The sequence below is a fragment of the Streptomyces javensis genome (assembly GCF_039525925.1).
Taxonomy (GTDB): Bacteria; Actinomycetota; Actinomycetes; order Streptomycetales; family Streptomycetaceae; genus Streptomyces; species Streptomyces asiaticus.
Map to the genome: position 1 here is coordinate 1 of NZ_BAAAIF010000114.1, position 18616 is coordinate 18616.

Sequence of the window (18616 nt, forward strand, 5' to 3'; positions counted from 1 at the left end):
ACGGCACCGTGCCCATGTCCGAGGACACCCGCTCGGTCGGCACACCCTCCTCAGGAGCCTGCTCCACGATCACATGCGCATTGGTGCCACTGATCCCAAAGGCGGACACCCCAGCCCGGCGCGGCCACTCGTTCCTCGGCCACTCGACCGGGTCCGTGAGCAGCCGCACCGTCCCGCCGGACCAGTCCGCGTGTGGGGTCGGCTCGTCGACGTGCAGTGTGGCGGGCAGCAGTTGATGGCGGAGGGCCATTACCATCTTGATGACACCGGCCACACCCGCCGCGCCCTGCGTGTGGCCGATGTTGGACTTCAGCGAGCCGAGCCACAGCGGCCGGTCCTCCGGCCGGTCCCGGCCGTACGCGGCGAGCAGCGCCTCGGCCTCGATCGGGTCGCCCAGCGTGGTGCCCGTGCCATGGGCCTCCACCGCGTCCACCTCGGCGGACGACAGCTGCGCGTTGATCAGCGCCTGGCGGATCACTCGCTGCTGGGAGGGGCCGTTCGGCGCGGTGAGCCCGTTCGACGCGCCGTCCTGGTTGATGGCCGAGCCCCGAAGCACGGCCAGCACTTGATGGCCGTTGCGCTGGGCGTCGGAGAGCCGCTCCAGCAGCAGGAGTCCCACGCCCTCCGAGAAGCCCGTGCCGTCCGCTGCGGCCGCGAAGGGCTTGCAGCGGCCGTCGGGAGCCAGGCCGCGCTGGCGGGAGAACTCCACAAAGGTGTTCGGGGTGGTCATCACGGTCACGCCACCGGCCAGGGCCAGGGTGCACTCCCCCTGCCGCAGCGCCTGGCAGGCGAGATGCATCGCCACCAGCGACGACGAACACGCCGTGTCCACCGTCACCGCGGGCCCCTCCAGACCGAGGGTGAAGGCCACCCGGCCGGAGACGACGCTCAGGGTGTTTCCGGTGAGCAGATATCCTTCCGCGCTCTTCTCGATCTGCGGGGTGCCGAAGCCGAGGATTCCGGCGCCCGCGTAGACCCCGGTGGGGGTGCCCTTCAGCGAGGTGGGGTCGATTCCGGCGCGTTCGAGCAATTCCCAGGATACTTCGAGCAGTTGGCGCTGCTGGGGTTCGGCCGCCAGGGCCTCGCGCGGGCTGATGCCGAAGAAGGTGGCGTCGAAGCCATCGGCCCGGTCCAGGAATCCGCCGTGGCGGACATAGCTGGTGCCGGAGTGGTCGGGGTCCGGGTGGAACAGCCCGTTCAGGTCCCAGCCGCGGTCCGTCGGAAACTCCCCGATCGCGTCCCCGCGCGAGGCGACCAGCTGCCACAGGTCCTCGGGCGAGCTGATCCCGCCGGGAAACCGGCAGGCCATGCTGACGATGGCCACCGGCTCCTGGGCACGCTCCTCCATCTCACGCAGTCGCCGACGCGTCTGCCCCAGATCGGCCGTGACCTTCTTGAGGTACTGGCGGAGCTTCTCTTCGGTACCCGACATCAGTTCCGCGCCTCCATCAGGGCAGTTCACGGTCAATGAGCTCGAACATCTCGTCGTCCGAGGCGGCTTCGAGGGCGTCGAAGCCGCTCGGGTCGGCCGAGTCGCCGGATCCGCCGCCGCCGTTCCACTTCGCCAGCAGGGCGCCCAGCCGTTTGGCGATCCGCTGCCTGCCCTCGTCGTCCGTGTCGAGGGCGGCCAGGGTGGTGTCCAACCTGGCCAGCTCGCCCAGGACCGGGTCGACGGCGTCCCGCCCCGGTGTGGTCCCGTCGCCGGGGGCCAGCCGTTCCAGCAGGTAGTCGGCGAGTACGGCCGCTTCCGGGTAGTCGAAGACCATTCCGGCGGGCAGGCGCAGACCGGTGGCGGCGGCGAGGCGGTTGCGCAGTTCGACGGCGGTCAGTGAGTCGAAGCCCAGCTCCTTGAAGCTGGCCTCGGCCTGTACGGCGTCCACATCGGTGTGTCCGAGCACCGTGGCGGCGTGGCCACGGACCAGGTTGAGCACGAGTCGGTGCCGTTCGGCCGTGGACAGGCCCGCGAGCCGGGCGCCCCAGTCGACCTGCCTGCCCTCCCCGGCCGCCGCCGCGGTGCGCCGTCCGGCGCCGCCACCGCGACCCGTGACGGCTAGTGCGCGCAGCGTGGCGGGCAGGCTGTCGGCGGACAGTCCGGCGAGGGTGCGGGGGTCCACCTGGGCGGCGACCAGATGGGCACCGCCGTGCTGGACGGCGGCGTCGAGCAGGGCCAGACCGTGCCGGGTGCTGAGGGCGGCCACGCCGGTACGGGACATCCGGGCCAGGTCCGCCTCGGCCAGGTGTCCGGTCATGCCGCTGGCGTCGGCCCACAGGCCCCAGGCGATCGAGACACCCGGCAGCCCGGCGGCCCGGCGGTGGGCGGCGAGCGCGTCGCAAAAGGCGTTGGCGGCGGCGTAGTTGGCCTGTCCGGGGCTGCCGAGTGTGCCCGCGGCGGAGGAGAAGAGGACAAACATGCCGAGTCGCAGATGGGCCGTGGCCGTGTGCAGATGGGCCGCGGCCGTGGCCTTGGCGGTCCAGACCCGCGCCAGCCGTTCGGGGGTCTGGGAGGTGACCACCGCGTCGTCCAGCACACCGGTGGCATGGATGACTCCGGTCAGCGGATGTTCGGGGTCGACCCCCGCCACCAGCTCCGCCACCGCCGAGGCGTCGGTGACGTCGACCGCCGCGAGGCGCACCCGCGCGCCCAGTTCCGCCAGCCGGGCGGCCAGGTCGCGGGCGCCCGGAGCGTCCGGCCCGCGCCTGCTCACCAGCAGCAGATGGCCGATCCCCCAGGCGCGGACGAGGCGTTCGGCGATATGGGCGCCCAGGGTGCCGGTGCCACCGGTGATGAGGACCGTGCCGTCCGGGTCGACCGCGGCGGGTACGTCGAGCACCAGCTTGCCGGTGTGCTTGGCCTGGCTCAGCTGCCGTAGCGCGTCCCGGGCCCGGCTGAGCGGCCAGGGCCGTACGGGTGCCGGTCGCAGCACTCCGGCGGCGAACAGCTCGCCCAACTCGCCCAGCATCTCTCCGATGCGGTCCGGTCCGGCGTCGGGGACCAGGTCGAAGGCGCGATAGCGGACGCCCGTGCGCACGGCAGCGAGCCGTTCCGGGTCGCGGATGTCGGTCTTGCCCATCTCGGAGAGGCGGCCCCCGTCGGCCAGCAGCCGAAGGGAGGCGTCGACGAACGGTCCGGCGAGGCTGTTGAGCACCACATCGACACCACGTCCGCCGGTGGCCTCGCGGAAGGTCTCCTCGAAGTCCACGTCGCGCGACGAGGCCCGATGCGCCGCATCGATGCCCATCTCCTCCAGCACCCCGTGCTTCCCGGGGCTCGCCGTGGCATACACCTCGGCGCCCAGGTGGCGGGCGATCTGCACCGCCGCCATGCCGACGCCACCGGTGGCGGCGTGGATCAGCACCGTTTCGCCGTTTCGCAGCCCGGCCAGGTCCACCAGCCCGTACCAGGCGGTGAGGAACACCACCGGTACGGCGGCCGCCTGCCGGAAGCTCCAGCCGTCGGGGATCGGCACGACCATGCGCGCGTCCGCCACCGCCAAGGGGCCGAACGCGCCCTCGAACAGGCCCATGACCCGGTCGCCCACCGCGAGCCCGGTCACCTCCGGGCCGATGTCCACGACCACTCCGGCGCCCTCGCTGCCGCGGAACACCCCGCCCCCGGGGTACATCCCGACGACGATGAGCGCGTCGCGGAAGTTCATGCCCGCCGCGTGCACCGCGATCCGGACCTCTCCCGGCCCCAGTGGCTCGAGCACCTCGGGACACGGCACGGGGGACACATTGTCCACGGTGGACGCGCCCTCCACGGCGAGCCGCCACGCGGGCCGCGCCACCGGGCCCACCAGACCGCCGCTGCCAGGGCCGCCCGCGCGCAGCAGACGGGGGGCCCACACCCGGCCGGAGCCCACCGCCACCTGCGGTTCGTCCAGGGCGACTGCCCTCAGCACACCGTCCAGCACCGCCGCGCCGATCTCGTCGGGGTCGGGCGCGCCGTGCGGATCGTGGTCGAGCAGGATGAACCGGTCCGGGTTCTCCGCCTGTGCGCTGCGCAGCAGCCCCCACACGGCGGCACCGGCCGTGTCCACGGCCCCGGAGCCGGGGTCCTCCGCCGCCGGGCCACCGGCCGCGACCGCGCCGTGCGTCACCACCACCAACCGGCTCCCCGCCAGCCGGGGTTCGGCCAGCCAGCCCCGCAGCAGGTCCAGGGTCCGCCGTACGGCCGCCAGGGCATCGCCCTCCGCTGCCACGATGTCCACCGCCGTTGCCGAGGCAGGTACGGCGGTCAGCGCCACCGAGGGTGCGGGGGTCCCCGCGTCGATCGCCGCCACCAGCGACTCCAGGTCGGGATGGCGGACCACGCCCGAGGTGGCCCAGTCCAGACCCTCGGTGCCCAGTGCCACCCAGCCGCCGTCCCCGGCCGCTGGCTGTGGCAGGCCCGTGTCCGCGCCGGGCGCCGGCTCGGGGAGCGGGATCCAGTCCAGGGTGAACAGCCCTTCCACGGCGCCTCGTCCCGCGGTCCGCAGCTGATCCGTACGGGCGGGCCGCAGCACCAGCGAGTCGACCGTGAGGACCGGGTCGCCCACGGCGTCGGACACGGTGATCCGCAGCGCCCGCTCGCCGTCCGCGCTCTGCTCACGCGGGGTCAGCCGGACGCGTACGGTGGTCGCTCCGGCGGCCCACAGCGCCACCCCGTTCCAGGCGAACGGCAACCACACCTGGCCGTCGCCATGCTGCTCGTCCGAGCGGTCGGTCCGGTCGGTCCCGTCGAGGAGGGACGCCGGGTGCAGCGCGGCGTCCAGCAGGGCCGGGTGGATGCCGAACCCCGCCTGGTCACCCGCGGCTCCGGGCAGCGCCACCTCGGCCAGCACATCCGCACCGTCGCGCCACAGGTTGCGGACGCCCTGGAACGCGGGCCCGTATCCGTATCCGGCCGCCTCGGCACGCTCGTAGAAGCCGTCCGTGTCCACCGGCTCCGCGCTCGGCGGGGGCCAGGCCCCGGGGGGCTGGGGTGCCGGTTCGCCGTGGGGGCCGAGTACGCCGACCGCATGGCACACCCACACCGGGTCCGCGGTGGTCTCGGCGTCGCGGTCGGGCCGGGAGTACACCCGTACGTCGCGGCGTCCGTCGTCGGCGGCCTCGCCCACCACCACCTGGACGCGCAGCCCGCCGCTGTCGGGGAGGACGAGCGGAACCTGGAGGGCGAGCTCCTCCACCGTGCCGCAGCCCGCCTCGTCGGCGGCCCGCAGCGCCCATTCGACCTGCGCCGCGCCCGGGACCAGCCGGGCGCCGGCCACCACGTGTTCGCCGAGCCAGCCCTCGCCGCCACCGGCCGTCAGCCGTCCGGTGAGCAGATGGGTGCTGCCGTCGGCGAGCTCCACGGCCGCGCCGAGCAACGGGTGGTCCGCGGAGACCAGGCCGAGGTCGGTGGGGTCGCCACCCCGGCCCGGGGTGCCCTCGAGCCAGTAGCGCTCGCGCTGGAAGGCGTAGGTGGGCAGCGGTACGGTGCGGGGCGCGGGGTCGGTGGGGAACAGGGTGGTCCAGTCGACGTCGGCGCCCGCGGTGAACGCCTGGGCCAGCGACCGCACCAGCTGGGCGAGATCGCCGTGGTCCCGGCGCAGGGTGGGGACGGTGGCGGCGGGGACGCCCGCCTCCTCGAAGCTCTCCTGCATGCCCACCGTGAGGACGGGGTGGGTGCTGGCCTCGATGAACACCCGGTGGCCATCGGCCAGCAGCGCCTGGATCGCCTCGGCGAACCGCACCGGCTCCCGCAGATTCCGCACCCAGTAGCCCGTGTCCAGCACGGAGCCGTCGGCACGGGCACCGGTGACGGTGGAGTAGAACACCGCCCCGGAGGTTCCGGGCGCCCCAACCGGCTCGACTCCCCCGAGCAGCTCGGTGAGTTCGTCGGCGATCTCATCGACCTGGGGGCTGTGCGAGGCATAGTCCACCTCGATCATCCTGGCCCGTTCCCCGGTGTCACGGCAGGCCGCCACGGCCGCGGCCACCTGCTCCGGCGGGCCGGACACCACCGTGGAGGCGGGGCCGTTCACGGCGGCCACGACCACGTCGGTGGCGCGGTCGCCGAGCCCGGACAGCAGATCCGTGGCCCGCCCCTGGCCCACGCCGAGGGAGGCCATGGCCCCGCCACCGGCCAGTTGGCGCAGCGCCCGGCTGCGCAGGGCCACGATCCGGGCGCCGTCCTCCAAGGTCAGCGCCCCGGCCACGCAGGCGGCGGCGATCTCGCCCTGGCTGTGGCCCACCACGGCGGCGGGCCGCACCCCATGGCCCGCCCATACCGCGGCCAGGGACACCATCACCGCCCAGAGCACCGGCTGCACCACATCCACCCGGCTCAGATCGCCCGCACCGTCCACACCGCGCAGCACATTGGTCAGCGACCAGTCGACGTGGGGCGCGAGGGCTCGTTCGCACTCGGCCACCCGGGCGGCGAACACCGGTGAGGCGTCCAGCAGTCCGGCGCCCATCCCGATCCACTGCGAGCCCTGGCCCGGGAAGACCAGCACCGGGCCCGCGCCGCCCGTGGTGGCGGCCGTGCCGGTGTGGACGACGCCCGGGTGTGTCTCGTCGCCCGCCAGCGCCTCGACGGCCGCCATCAGTTCCGCGTGGCTCTCGCCGACCACCACGGCACGGTGGTCGAAGAGGGTACGGGAACGGATGAGGGACCAGCCCACCTCGACGGGCGAGGCAGCGGGGCCGGTGGTCAGCCGCCCGCACAGCGCCCGCGCCTGGTCCCGGAGGGCGCCCGCGCCCCGCGCGGACAGCACCCAGGGCACCGCCCGGGGGCCATCGGACTCGGTCTCGGACTCCGTACGCTGGTGGGGGACCTGTTCGAGGATCACATGGGCGTTGGTGCCGCTGATGCCGAAGGACGACACACCGGCCCGGCGCGGGCGCTCGTCCATCGGCCACTCGACCGCCTTAGTCAGCAGCCGCACTCCGCCGTCGTCCCAGTCCACATGCGGGCTGGGCGCGTCGATGTGGAGCGAGGCGGGCAGCAGGCCGTGGCGCATCGCCATCACCATCTTGATCACACCCGCCACGCCCGCTGCGGCCTGTGTATGACCGATGTTGGACTTGATGGAGCCGAGCCACAGCGGACGGCCCTCCGGCCGCTCCCGCCCGTACGTGGCCAGCAGCGCCTGGGCCTCGATGGGATCGCCGAGCGTGGTGCCCGTGCCGTGCGCCTCGACCACGTCGACGTCCGCCGGGGAGAGCCGTGCGGTGGCCAGGGCCTGGCGGATCACCCGCTGTTGGGAGGGCCCGTTCGGCGCGGTCAGACCGTTGGACGCGCCGTCCTGGTTGACCGCCGACCCGCGGATCACCGCCAGCACCTCACGGCCGTTGCGGCGGGCGTCCGACAGCCGCTCCAGGACGAGCAGGCCGATGCCCTCGCCCCAGCCGGTGCCGTCGGCCGCCGCGGCGAACGGCTTGCAGCGGCCGTCCGGGGCCAGTCCGCGCTGCCGCGAGAACTCCACGAAAGTGTTCGGTGTGGCCATCACCGTGACGCCACCGGCCAGGGCCAGGGTGCACTCCCCCTGCCGCAGGGCCTGGCCGGCGAGATGCATGGCCACCAGCGACGACGAACACGCCGTGTCCACCGTCACCGCGGGCCCCTCCAGGCCGAAGGTGAACGCCACCCGGCCGGAGGCGATGCTCGGTGTGCTGCCGGTCATCAGCCGGCCCTCGACGCCCTCCGGGGTGCGGCCCAGGAAGCGGCTGCCGTAGTCGTCGTACATGACGCCGGTGATCACCGCGCCGGCGCTGCCCCGCAGGCTCACCGGGTCGATGCCCGCGCTCTCGAACGCCTGCCACGCCGTCTCCAGCAGCAGCCGCTGCTGGGGGTCGGTGGCCAACGCCTCGCGGGGTGAGATCCCGAAGAACTCGGCGTCGAACCGCGGTGCCTCGTGGAGGAATCCGCCCTCGCGGGCGTAGCTGGTGCCGGTGTGGTCCGGATCGGGGTCGAAGAGGCCCCCGAGGTCCCAGCCGCGGTCCCCGGGGAACTCCCCGATCGCGTCGACGCCCTCGGCCACCAGCCGCCACAGCTCCTCGGGGGAGCCGACGCCGCCCGGATAGCGGCAGGCCATGCCGACGATGGCGATCGGGTCGTCGTCGGTGGCCACGGCGGCTGCCGTCGCCGGGAGCCGTGTCCCGGCCGGTGCGCCGACCAGTCGCTCCCGCAGGAAGCGCACCAGGGCGTCGGGGGTCGGATAGTCGAAGATGACGGTGGCCGGGATCCGGGTGCCGGTGGCCGCGTTGAGCCGGTTGCGCAGGTCAAGTGCGGTGAGCGAGTCGAAGCCAAGGTCCTGGAAGGCCCTGCCCAGATCGATGGCCTCCGGTGCGGGATGGGCGAGCACCGTGGCCACCTGGTCGCGCACCAGCTCTCCGATGAGCCGGTCCTGCTCCGCGGTGGACAACCCGGCCAGCCGCCCGGACAAGGAGCCCGCCCCGGTGTTCCGCGCGGCCCGTGTGGGGACGTGCACCAGCCGTCGCAGCACGGGCGGAAGCGGCCCGGCGGCGGCCCGGGTACGCAGCGCCGCGAGGTCGAAGCCCGCGGGGACGAGCGTGGGGTGGTCGGTGGTGAGCGCCGTGTCGAGCAGCGTCAGCGCCTGCTCGTTGGAGACGGCGGCGATGCCGGAGCGGGCCATCCGGGCGAGGTCCGCGTCGTCCAGGTGGCCGGTCATGCCACCGGCGGACGCCATCAGCCCCCAGGCCAGCGCGTGGGCCGTCCGCCCTTCGGCGCGGCGGTGTTCGGCGAGGGCGTTGAGGAACATATTGGCCGCGGCGTAGTTGGCCTGGCCACCGTTGCCCATGATGGAGGCGGCGGAGGAGAACATCACGAACGCGACCGGATCCAGGTCCCGGGTCAGCCGGTGCAGATGCCATGCGGCATCCAGCTTCGGGGCGAGGACGGTGTCGAGTTGCCCGGGGGTCATGGCGGTGACCACACCGTCGTCGAGCACCCCCGCGGCGTGCACGACGGCCGTCAGCGGATGGGCTTCGGGGACGGTGGCGAGCAGGGCGGCCAGCGCCTCGGGGTCGGCGGCGTCACACGCGGTGACGCGTACGTCCGCCGCACCCAGCGCGGTCAGTTCGTCCGCGAACGCGTCGATGTCCTCCGTGATGCCACCGCGCCGGCTGACCAGCAGCAGATGGCGGGCGCCGTGTGCGGTGACCAGATGGCGGGCCACCAGCCGGCCCAGCGCTCCGGTGCCACCGGTGATCAGTGCGGTGCCGTCCGGGTCGAGGGCGCGGGGCGGGGTGTCCTGGCCGGGGCGGACGGCGACCAGACGGGGCACACGGGCCGTTCCCGCCCGCACCGCCACCTCGGATTCGGCAGCGGCGACGGCGGCCGGGAGGACGGTGCGCAGGACATCGCGCGACGCGGGATCGTCGTCCAGGTCGAGCAGGAGGACGCGCTCGGGGTGTTCGGCCTGGGCGGCGCGGACCAGGCCCCATACGGGCGCGGTGGTCAGGTCCGCGGGCCCGTCCCCGGGGCCGGTGGCGACGGCGCCATGGGTGGCGATGACCAGCCGGGTTCCGCTGAACCGCTCGTCGGTCAGCCAGGTGCGCAGGTCGTCGAGGATGTGATGGAGCACCGCGCGTACGCGGGCGGGCGTCTCGTCGGGGTGTGATGAGGTGTCCGGTGCGCCGTGGCATTCGAGGACGACGATGTCGGGGGCGGGCCGTCCGCCGTCGAGAGTGGCCCGCAGGGCGGCCAGGTCCGGATGGGACGGGAGGGCCGGGTCCGGGTCCTGGGATCCGACGAGCGCCCAACTCGCCGAGGGCGGGGCGGTGCCGGTGCCGGTGTCGGTGTCGATGGGGGTGGCGGTGTCGGTGGCGGTGGCGGTGGCGGTGGCGGCGGCGACCGGATACGGCTGCCAGTCCAGGCGGTACAGCGGGGCGTCGGCCGTGGCGGCGCGGGCCGAGCGCCAGCGGTCGGCGGAGACCTCCCGCAGCCCGAGGGCGTCGATGGTGGCCACGGGCGCGCCGTGGTCGTCGGTCAGCCTCAGGGTGATGGTGTCCGGGGCGGTGGGGGTGATGCGTACGCGCAGCCGGGTGGCGCCGGTGGCGAAGAGCCGCACCCCGCCGAAGGAGAACGGCAGCCGGACGGACCCCTCGGCGCTGCCCGGCGCGTGGTCGTCGCCGAAACCGCCAGAGCCGCCGGTGCCGCCAGAGCCGCCGGTGCCGCCAGAGCCGCTGGTGCCGCCGGTGCCGCCGGTGCCGCCGGTGCCGCCGGTGCCGCCGAAGAGCTCCTCCACCGGGTGCAGGGCGCTGTCGAGCAGGGCCGGGTGCAGCCCGTAGCCGTCGGCCTCACCGCGCTGTTCGGGGCCCAGCCGTACCTCGGCGAACATCTCCTCGCCCAGCCGCCACGCGGAGTGCAGACCCCGGAAAGCGGTCCCGTAGGCGTACCCCCGCGCGGCCAGGCGCTCATACAGGTCCGCCACGTCCACCGGGGCGGCCCCGGCCGGTGGCCAGGCCGTGGCCGACGATTCGTCGGCGGGCGGTGGCGTGGTCGCGTCGGTCAGCAGGCCGGTGGCGTGGTGGCGCCAGGCGGCCGGGGCGTCCAGGCTGTCGCCGCCCTCGTCGGCCGGGCGCGAGGCGATGGTGACGGTCCGTCGTCCGGCCTCGTCGGGCGCGGTGACGGCGAGCTGGATCCGTACCGCGCCGGAGGCGGGCAGGATCAGCGGGGTTTCCAGGGTGAGGTCGTCGATCAGCTCGCATCCGGTGTGCGCGGCGGCGAGAAGGGCCAGCTCCAGCAGGGCCGTACCGGGCAGGGGGACGCTGCCCGCGATGGTGTGGTCGGCGAGCCAGGCGTGGGTCTGCGCGGACAGCCGTCCGGTGAGCAGCAGCCCGCCGTCGGGCGTCTCCACGGCGGCCTGGAGCAGGGGGTGCCCGGTGGCGCCGAGGCCGACGGCGCGTACGTCGGCGGTGGCGTTCGGGACGGGCCGCCAGTACCGCTGCCGCTGGAACCGGTAGGTGGGCAGGTCCACACGGCCCGCGTCCTCGGGGAGTGCGGCGGCGAAGTCGACCGTGCCGCCGTCGATGTGCGTCAGGGCGAGCGCCGTCAGCAGCGTACGGGGCTCGTCGCGGCCCGGGCGCAGGGCGGTGACGAACACGGGCGCGGTGTCCGGGGTGTCGGAGGTGCCGGAGGTGTCGGCGGTGTCGGAGGTGCCGGAGGTGTCGGCGGCCAGGGCGTCCTGGGCCATGGTGGTGAGGACGGCGTCCGGGCCGAGTTCGAGGTAGCGCGTCACGCCTTCGCGGTGCAGGGTGCGCAGCCCGTCGTGGAACCGCACGGGCTCGCTGACGTGGCGTACCCAGTACTCGGGGTCGCGGAGCTGCTCGGGGTCGGCCTGCCGGCCGGTGACGTTGGAGATCACCGGGATGCGCGGGGCGTGGTAGGTCAGCCGCCGCGCCACCTCGCGGAAGTCGTCGAGCATGGGAGCCAGGAGGGGCGAGTGGAAGGCGTGGCTGACCCGGAGCCGCTTGGTGCGGTGGCCCCGTTCCTTCAGGGCGCGGGCGATCTCGTCGACGGTTTCGGCGGCCCCGGACACGACCACCGAGGTGGGGCCGTTGACCGCGGCGAGCGCCACGCGGTCCTCATGGCCCGCGAGCAGGGGGAGGACCTGCTCCTCGGTGGCTTCGACGGCGGCCATCGCGCCGCCGGACGGCAGCGCCTGCATCAACCGGCCGCGAGCGGCCACCAGTTCGCAGGCGTCCGGCAGGGAGAGCACGCCCGCCACATGAGCCGCCACCAGTTCGCCGACGGAGTGTCCGGTCAGGAACGAGGGGGTGAGGCCGAACGACTCGACGAGCCGGAAGAGCGCGGTCTCCAGGGCGAAGAGGGCCGCCTGGGTCACCCCGGTGCCGTGCAGGGCCCGCGCCTGCTCGGTGTCCTCCGCCGCGAAGAGGATCTCGCGCAGCGGCCGGCCGGGCAGCGGATCGAGATGGGCGCAGACCTCGTCCAGGGTGGCGGCGAACACCTCGAACGTCCGGTACAGCTCGCGGCCCATACCGGGCCGCTGGCTGCCCTGTCCCGTGAACATGAAGGCGGTGCCGCCGGAGCGGGTCGGCGCCGTGGCCCGGATCAGCCCGGGGTGGCTCTGGTCGTCGGCCAGCGCCCGCACGGCGGCCAGCAGTTCGTCGCGGTCCTCGCCGATGGCCACGGCCCGGTGTTCGAAGGCCGAGCGAGTGCGGGCCAGCGACCAGCCCACATCGGCCACGGGCAGCGCGGGGTGAGCGGTGAGATGGGCGGCCAGCGCCTCGGCCTGGTCCCGTAACGCCTGGCCGGTGCGGGCGGACACCGCCCAGGGCACCACGCGGCGGCCCGGCGTCGCCGTGTCCGCGGCAGTCGGCTCCGGGGCCCCGTCCGACGTGACGGGCTCGTCGGCGGGTGGCTGTTCGAGCAGCAGATGGGCGTTGGTCCCGGAGATGCCGAAGGAGGACACCGCGGCCCGGCGGGGCCGCTCGCCCCGCGGCCATCCGACGGCTTCGGTGAGCAGACGTACGGCGCCGGTGTCCCAGGCCACGTGGGGCGTGGGCTCGTTGACGTTCAAGGTGGCGGGCAGCGCCTCATGCCGCATCGCCATGATCATCTTGATGACACCGGCCACGCCCGCGGCGCCCTGGGTGTGTCCGATGTTGGACTTGACCGATCCCAGCCACAGCGGCCGGTCCTCGGTCCGGTCCCGGCCGTAGGTGGCGAGCAGCGCATGGGCCTCGATGGGATCGCCGAGGCGGGTTCCGGTGCCGTGCGCCTCCACCGCGTCCACCTCGGCCGGGGACAGCCGTGCGTTCGCCAGTGCCTGGAGGATGACGCGCTGTTGGGAGGGCCCGTTGGGCGCGGTCAGACCGTTGGAGGCGCCGTCCTGGTTGATGGCCGAGCCCCGGATCACGGCCAGCACCCGGTGGCCGTTGCGCCGGGCGTCTGACAGCCGCTCCAGCAGCACCAGGCCCACGCCCTCGGAGAAGGCGGTGCCGTCGGCGTCGGCGGAGAACGCCTTGCACCGGCCGTCGGGGGCCAGCCCGCGCTGCCGGGAGAACTCGGTGAAGACGTTCGGGATGGCCATCACCGTCACCCCGCCGGCCAGGGCCAGGGTGCACTCGCCCTGCCGCAGCGCCTGACCGGCCAGGTGCATCGAGACCAGCGAGGACGAGCACGCCGTGTCCACCGTGACGGCCGGCCCCTCCAGGCCGAGGGTGTACGCCACCCGGCCGGAGAGCACACTGGGCGCGTTGCCCGTCACCAGATAGCCCTCGGCGCTCTTCTCGATGTGCGGGGTGCCGAAGCCGGGCAGCGCGGTCCCGGCGTACACGCCCGTCGAGGTGCCCTTCAGCGAGACCGGGTCGATTCCGGCGCGTTCGAGGAGCTCCCAGGACACCTCGAGCAGCAGCCGCTGCTGCGGGTCGATGGCCAGCGCCTCGCGCGGGCTGATCCCGAAGAACTCGGGGTCGAAGCGGTCGGCGTCGTAGAGGAAGCCGCCCTCGCGGGCGTGGCTGGTGCCGGGATGGTCCGGGTCCGGGTGGAACAGCCCTTCCAGGTCCCAGCCCCGGTCGTCGGGGAACTCCCCCATCGCATGCGCGCCGGAGGCCAGGAGCCGCCACAGCGCCTCGGGCGTGTCCACCCCGCCGGGGTAGCGGCAGGCCATGCCGATCACGGCCACCGGCTCCTGGGAGCGGTCCTCCAGCTCGCGCAGCCGCTGACGCGTTTCGTGCAGATCGCCTGCCACTCGCCTCAGATAGTCGACCAGCTTCTCTTCATTAGCGTGCGTCACGGAGGATCACCCGGCCTTCAGCGAAAGGGCGCGCCACGTTGTTCATGACAGGCCAAGTTCGTTGTCGATGAAATCCAGAACCTGATCGGCGGTCGCCACCTGCAACCGCTCCACGGCATTGCCGTCGTCCGACCGCGCGGACGAGCACATCGCCTTCCACTTGGACAGCAAGGTCTCCAGCCGGGCGGTGACCGCATCGGGGTCCACGTCCTCGACGCCGACGACCGACAGGCTGTTCTCCAGCCTGACCAGCTCGTTCAGGACGGGGTGGGGCCGCGATACATCGGGGCCCGGGGCGCCCGGCGCACCGTCCGGTGAGAGCTCCTGGCGCAGATGCTCGGCGAGCACCGCCGCCTCCGGGTGGTCGAAGACGAGGGCCGCGGGCAGCCGCAGCCCGGTGGCGGCGGCCAGCCGGTTGCGCAGCTCCACGGCGGTCAGCGAGTCGAAGCCGAGTTCCTTGAACGACGCGTCCGGCTGCACCACACCCGGATCGGCGTGGCCGAGCACGGTGGCCGCCTGGGTGCGCACCAGGTTGAGCAGCAGCCGGTGCTGTTCGGTGGACGGCAGCCCCCTGAGCCGGCCCGCCCAGTCGGTGTTCTGTCCGCCGGTGGCCGCCGTGGGCCGGGCCCGCCCGCTGCCACCGACGGTGGCGAGGGCCCGCAGGGGGGTGGGAAGGGTGCCCGGGGCCTGGGCGGCGAGGGAGCCGGTGTCCAGGTGGAGCGCCAGCAGATGCGGATGGCCGTGGTGGCAGGCCGCGTCCAGCAACGCCAGCCCCTCCTCGGTGCTGTTGGCTTTGATGCCCAGACGGCCGATCCGGGCCAGATCGGCGTCGGCAAGCCGCGCGGTCAGGTCGCTGGTGGCTGCCCAGAGTCCCCATGCCACCGACAGCCCGGGAAGCCCGGCCGCCTGGCGGCGGGTGGCCAGGGCGTCGCAAAACGCGTTGGCCGCGGCGTAGTTGGCCTGGCCGGGGGTGCCGAGATCGGAGGCGAAGGAGGAGAACAGGACGAACATGCCCAGCCGCAGATGCGCGGTGGCGGTGTGCAGATGGGCCGCCGCCGCGGCCTTCGCCGCCCAGGCCCGCGCCAGCCGCTTCGGATCCTGCGAGGGGAGCATCGCGTCGTCCAGCGCCCCCGCCGCGTGCACGACACCGGTCAGCGGGTGCGCCGGGTCGATGCCCGCGAGGACCGCGGCCACCTGGGCGGCGTCGCCGATATCGCACGCGGCGACGTGTACGTCGGCGCCCAGGTCGGCGAGCCGTGCCGTCAGCTCCTTCGCCCCGGGCGCGTCCGGGCCGCCGCGGCTCACCAGCAGCAGATGGCGGATGTTCCGGGTACGGACGAGGTGCTCGGCGACGTGTGCGCCGAGGGTGCCGGTGCCACCGGTGATGAGCACGGTGCCGTCCGGGTCCACCGGGGCGGGGACATCCAAGACCAGCTTGCCGGTGTGCTTGGCCTGGCTGAGATGGCGCAGCGCCGCACGCGCCCGGCCGAGCGGCCACGCCCGTACCGGAGGTGGCTCCAGCACACCGGAGGCGAACAACTCGCCCATCTCACGCAGCATTTCGCCGATACAGTCCGGACCGGCGTCGGCGATCAGGTCGTACGCGTGGTAGCGGACACCGGGGTGCTCGGCCGCGATCCGCTCCGGGTCGCGGATGTCGGTCTTGCCCATCTCCAGAAACCTGCCGCCCTCGTGGAGAAGGCGGAGCGAGGCGTCCACGAACTCACCGGCGAGGCTGTTGAGCACCACATCGACGCCCCGGCCACCGGTGGCCTCATGAAACGCCTCCTCGAACTCCGGGTCGCGCGACGAGGCCCGGTGGGCGTGGTCAATGCCCATCGCCTCCAGGACCCCGTGCTTCGCCGGGCTCGCCGTCGCGTAGACCTCCGCGCCGAGATGCCGGGCGATGCGCACGGCGGCCGTCCCCACCCCGCCGGTCGCGGCATGGATCAGCACCCGCTCGCCCGCCTGGAGCCCGCCCAGCTCCACGAGCCCGTACCAGGCGGTGAGGAACACAACGGGAGCGGCGGCCGCCTGCCGGAAGGTCCAGCCTTCGGGGATGGGTACGACCGTACGGGCGTCCGCGACGGCCAGCGGGCCGAACGCGCCCTCGAACAGGCCCATCACCCGGTCGCCCACGGCGAGACCGGTCACGCCCGGTCCGACCTCCCGCACCACACCGGCGCCCTCGCTGCCGCCGAACACCGCATCCCCGGGGTACATCCCCAACACCATCAGCGCGTCGCGGAAGTTGACGCCCGCCGCGTGGACATCGATCCGCACCCGGCCCTCCCGCAGAGGGTCCAGAACCTCCGGGCACGCCACCGGCCGTACGCCGTCCACCGTCCCGGCGCCATCGAGCCCGACCCGCCACGCGGACTGTCCCGTCGGGGCCACCAGTCCCGCGCTCGGCGCGGCGCGCACCAGCCGGGGCATCAGTGCCCGCCCCGCGCGCAGGGCCAGCTGTGACTCGTCCATCTCGATGGCGCGCGCCACGGCATCGGTCACGAGGTCGGCGGACACCTCGGTGTGGGGGTCGAGGTCGAGCAGCAGGAAACGACCCGGGTTCTCGGCCTGTGCGCTGCGCACCAGACCCCAGACCGCGGCGCCCGCCGCATCCACGCTCCCGGCCACGGGGTCGATGCCACCCGGGTCGTCGTCGGTCGCGACGGCGCCACGCGTCATCACCACCAACCGGGCCTCGGCCAGGCGCGGCTCGGCCAGCCAGCCCTGCAACAGCTCCAGGACCCGCCGCGCCGAGGCCAGCCCGTCGGCCGCCATCCCGCCATCTCGGGCAGGGACCGCCTCGGCGGGTTCGAGTGCCAAGGCGACGGCGGGGGCGGGGGCGCCCGTGTCGAGCGCGCTGATCAACGCCTGCGGATCCGGATGGCATACGGCGGCGGACCCGGCCGGAGCCCGGTCCTGGGGCCCCAGAACCACCCAGTGGGTGTCATCGGCCGCGTGATCCGCGGACCGCCCGTCGCCGTTGGGCGGCGCGGGAACCGGCAAGGGGGCCCAGTCCATGACGAACAGTCCGTCCACGCCCGGCCGTTGGGCCGTACGGAGCTGATCGGCGTCGGCGGACCGCAGCACCACCGCGTCCGCGCTCAGCACCGGGGCGCCCAGGGCGTCCGCCACGGTCACCCGCAGCGTACGTTCCCGCTCCGCGCCCGGCTCGTACGGAGAGATCCGCACCCGTACCGTGCTCGCCCCGGCCGCCCACAGCGACACCCCGTTCCAGGTGAACGGCAGCCACACCCGGCCATCGGGCGACTCCGCGTCGCTCGGCGACCCATCGGTCAGCAGAACGGGGTGCAGGGCGGCGTCCAGCAGCGCCGGGTGGATGCCGAACCCCGTCCGCTCCCCCGCGGCCTCGGGCAGCGCCACCTCGGCCAACAGGTCCGCACCGTCCCGCCACACGGCGCGCAGCCCCTGGAAGGCCGGGCCGTACGCGTACCCCGACGCGGCGATGTGCTCGTAGAAGTCCACGGGGTCGATCGGCTTCGCATCCGCCGGTGGCCATGCCCCGCCCAACTCCTCCACTGGCGTGGAGCCATCGGGAGGCGGGCTCAGCACGCCCTCCGCATGGCACACCCACCCGGCCGCCGTGTCGGCGCCGTCGTCGGGGCGCGAGTACATCCGCACATCGCGTCGGCCATCGGCGCCCGGCCCGCCGACGACCACTTGCAGGCGCAGCCCGCCGCTGGGCGGCAGCACGAGCGGTACCTGGAGCGCCAGCTCCTCGACCCCACCGCAGCCGACCTCGTCGGCCGCCCGCAGCGCCCACTCGACCAAGGCCGTCCCGGGCACCAGTACCGCGCCCGCCACCACGTGGTCCGCGAGCCAGCCATGGGACTGCGCCGAGAGCCGTCCCGTCAGCAGATGGCCCTGGTCGTCGGCGAGCTCCACGGCGGCGCTCAGCAGCGGATGGCCCGCGGCCACCAGTCCGAGGTCGGCGGGGTCGGCACCCCGGCCGCTGAGACCGTCGAGCCAGTAGCGCTGGTGCTGGAAGGCGTACGTGGGCAGATCGACCGTACGAGGGGTGGGGTCGGCCGGGAACACGGCCTTCCAGTCGACGTCGACCCCGGCGGTGAACGCCTGGGCGAGGGAGTGGAGGAGCTGGGCCTGACCACCGTGATCGCGACGCAGGGTCGGTACCGCGACCGCGTCCACACCCGCCCACTCGAACGTCTCCTGCAAACCGAGGAGCAGCACGGGGTGCGTACTGGACTCGATGAACACCCGATGCCCGTCGGCCAGCAACGCCTCGACAGCATCGGCGAACCGCACCCGCGCCCGCAGATTCCGCACCCAGTAGGCGGCGTCCAGGTCGGTGGTGACGGCACGGCCGCCCGTCACGGTCGAGTAGAACGCCGTGCCCGAGCCGGACGAATCGAGCGGACGGACGCCCTCCAGCACCCGCGTCAACTCCTCGCGGATCTCCTCCACCTGAGGGCCGTGCGAGGCATAGTCCACCTCGATCAGCCGCGCCCGCTCCCCCACCTCCTGACACCCGGCCACCACAACGGCCACCTGCTCCGGCGGACCCGACACCACCGTCGAGGACGGCCCGTTGACAGCCGCCACCCCCACACCAACGGCCCGATCACCGAGCTGCGACAGCAACCGCCCCGCCCGCTCCTCACCCAGGCCGAGCGACGCCATCGCCCCACCACCGGCCAACCGCCGCAACACCTTGCTCCGCAAAGCCACGACCTTCGCACCGTCCTCCAGGGACAGCGCACCCGCGACAACAGCCGCCGCGATCTCCCCCTGGCTATGACCCACCACCGCCGCAGGACGCACCCCATACCCCGCCCACACCGCCGCCAACGACACCATCACCGCCCACAACACCGGCTGCACCA

The 18616-nt window shown here is 74.0% G+C and carries 3 protein-coding genes; all 3 read right to left on the reverse strand.

Features of this window, described 5'->3' with window-relative positions; genetic code table 11:
* Positions 1 to 1432: type I polyketide synthase (locus ABD329_RS45275; protein WP_344318010.1), on the reverse strand; the 1432-nt coding region annotated here is incomplete at its 3' end.
* A 16-nt stretch (positions 1433 to 1448) separates the two neighbouring features.
* On the reverse strand, positions 1449 to 13748 hold the full coding sequence (locus tag ABD329_RS45280) for an SDR family NAD(P)-dependent oxidoreductase (protein ID WP_344318011.1): 12300 nt from the start codon (positions 13746 to 13748) through the stop codon (positions 1449 to 1451).
* A gap of 42 nt (positions 13749 to 13790) precedes the next feature.
* Positions 13791 to 18616, reverse strand: a 4826-nt coding sequence (locus ABD329_RS45285) for an SDR family NAD(P)-dependent oxidoreductase (protein ID WP_344318012.1), incomplete at its 5' end; no start/stop codon positions are given.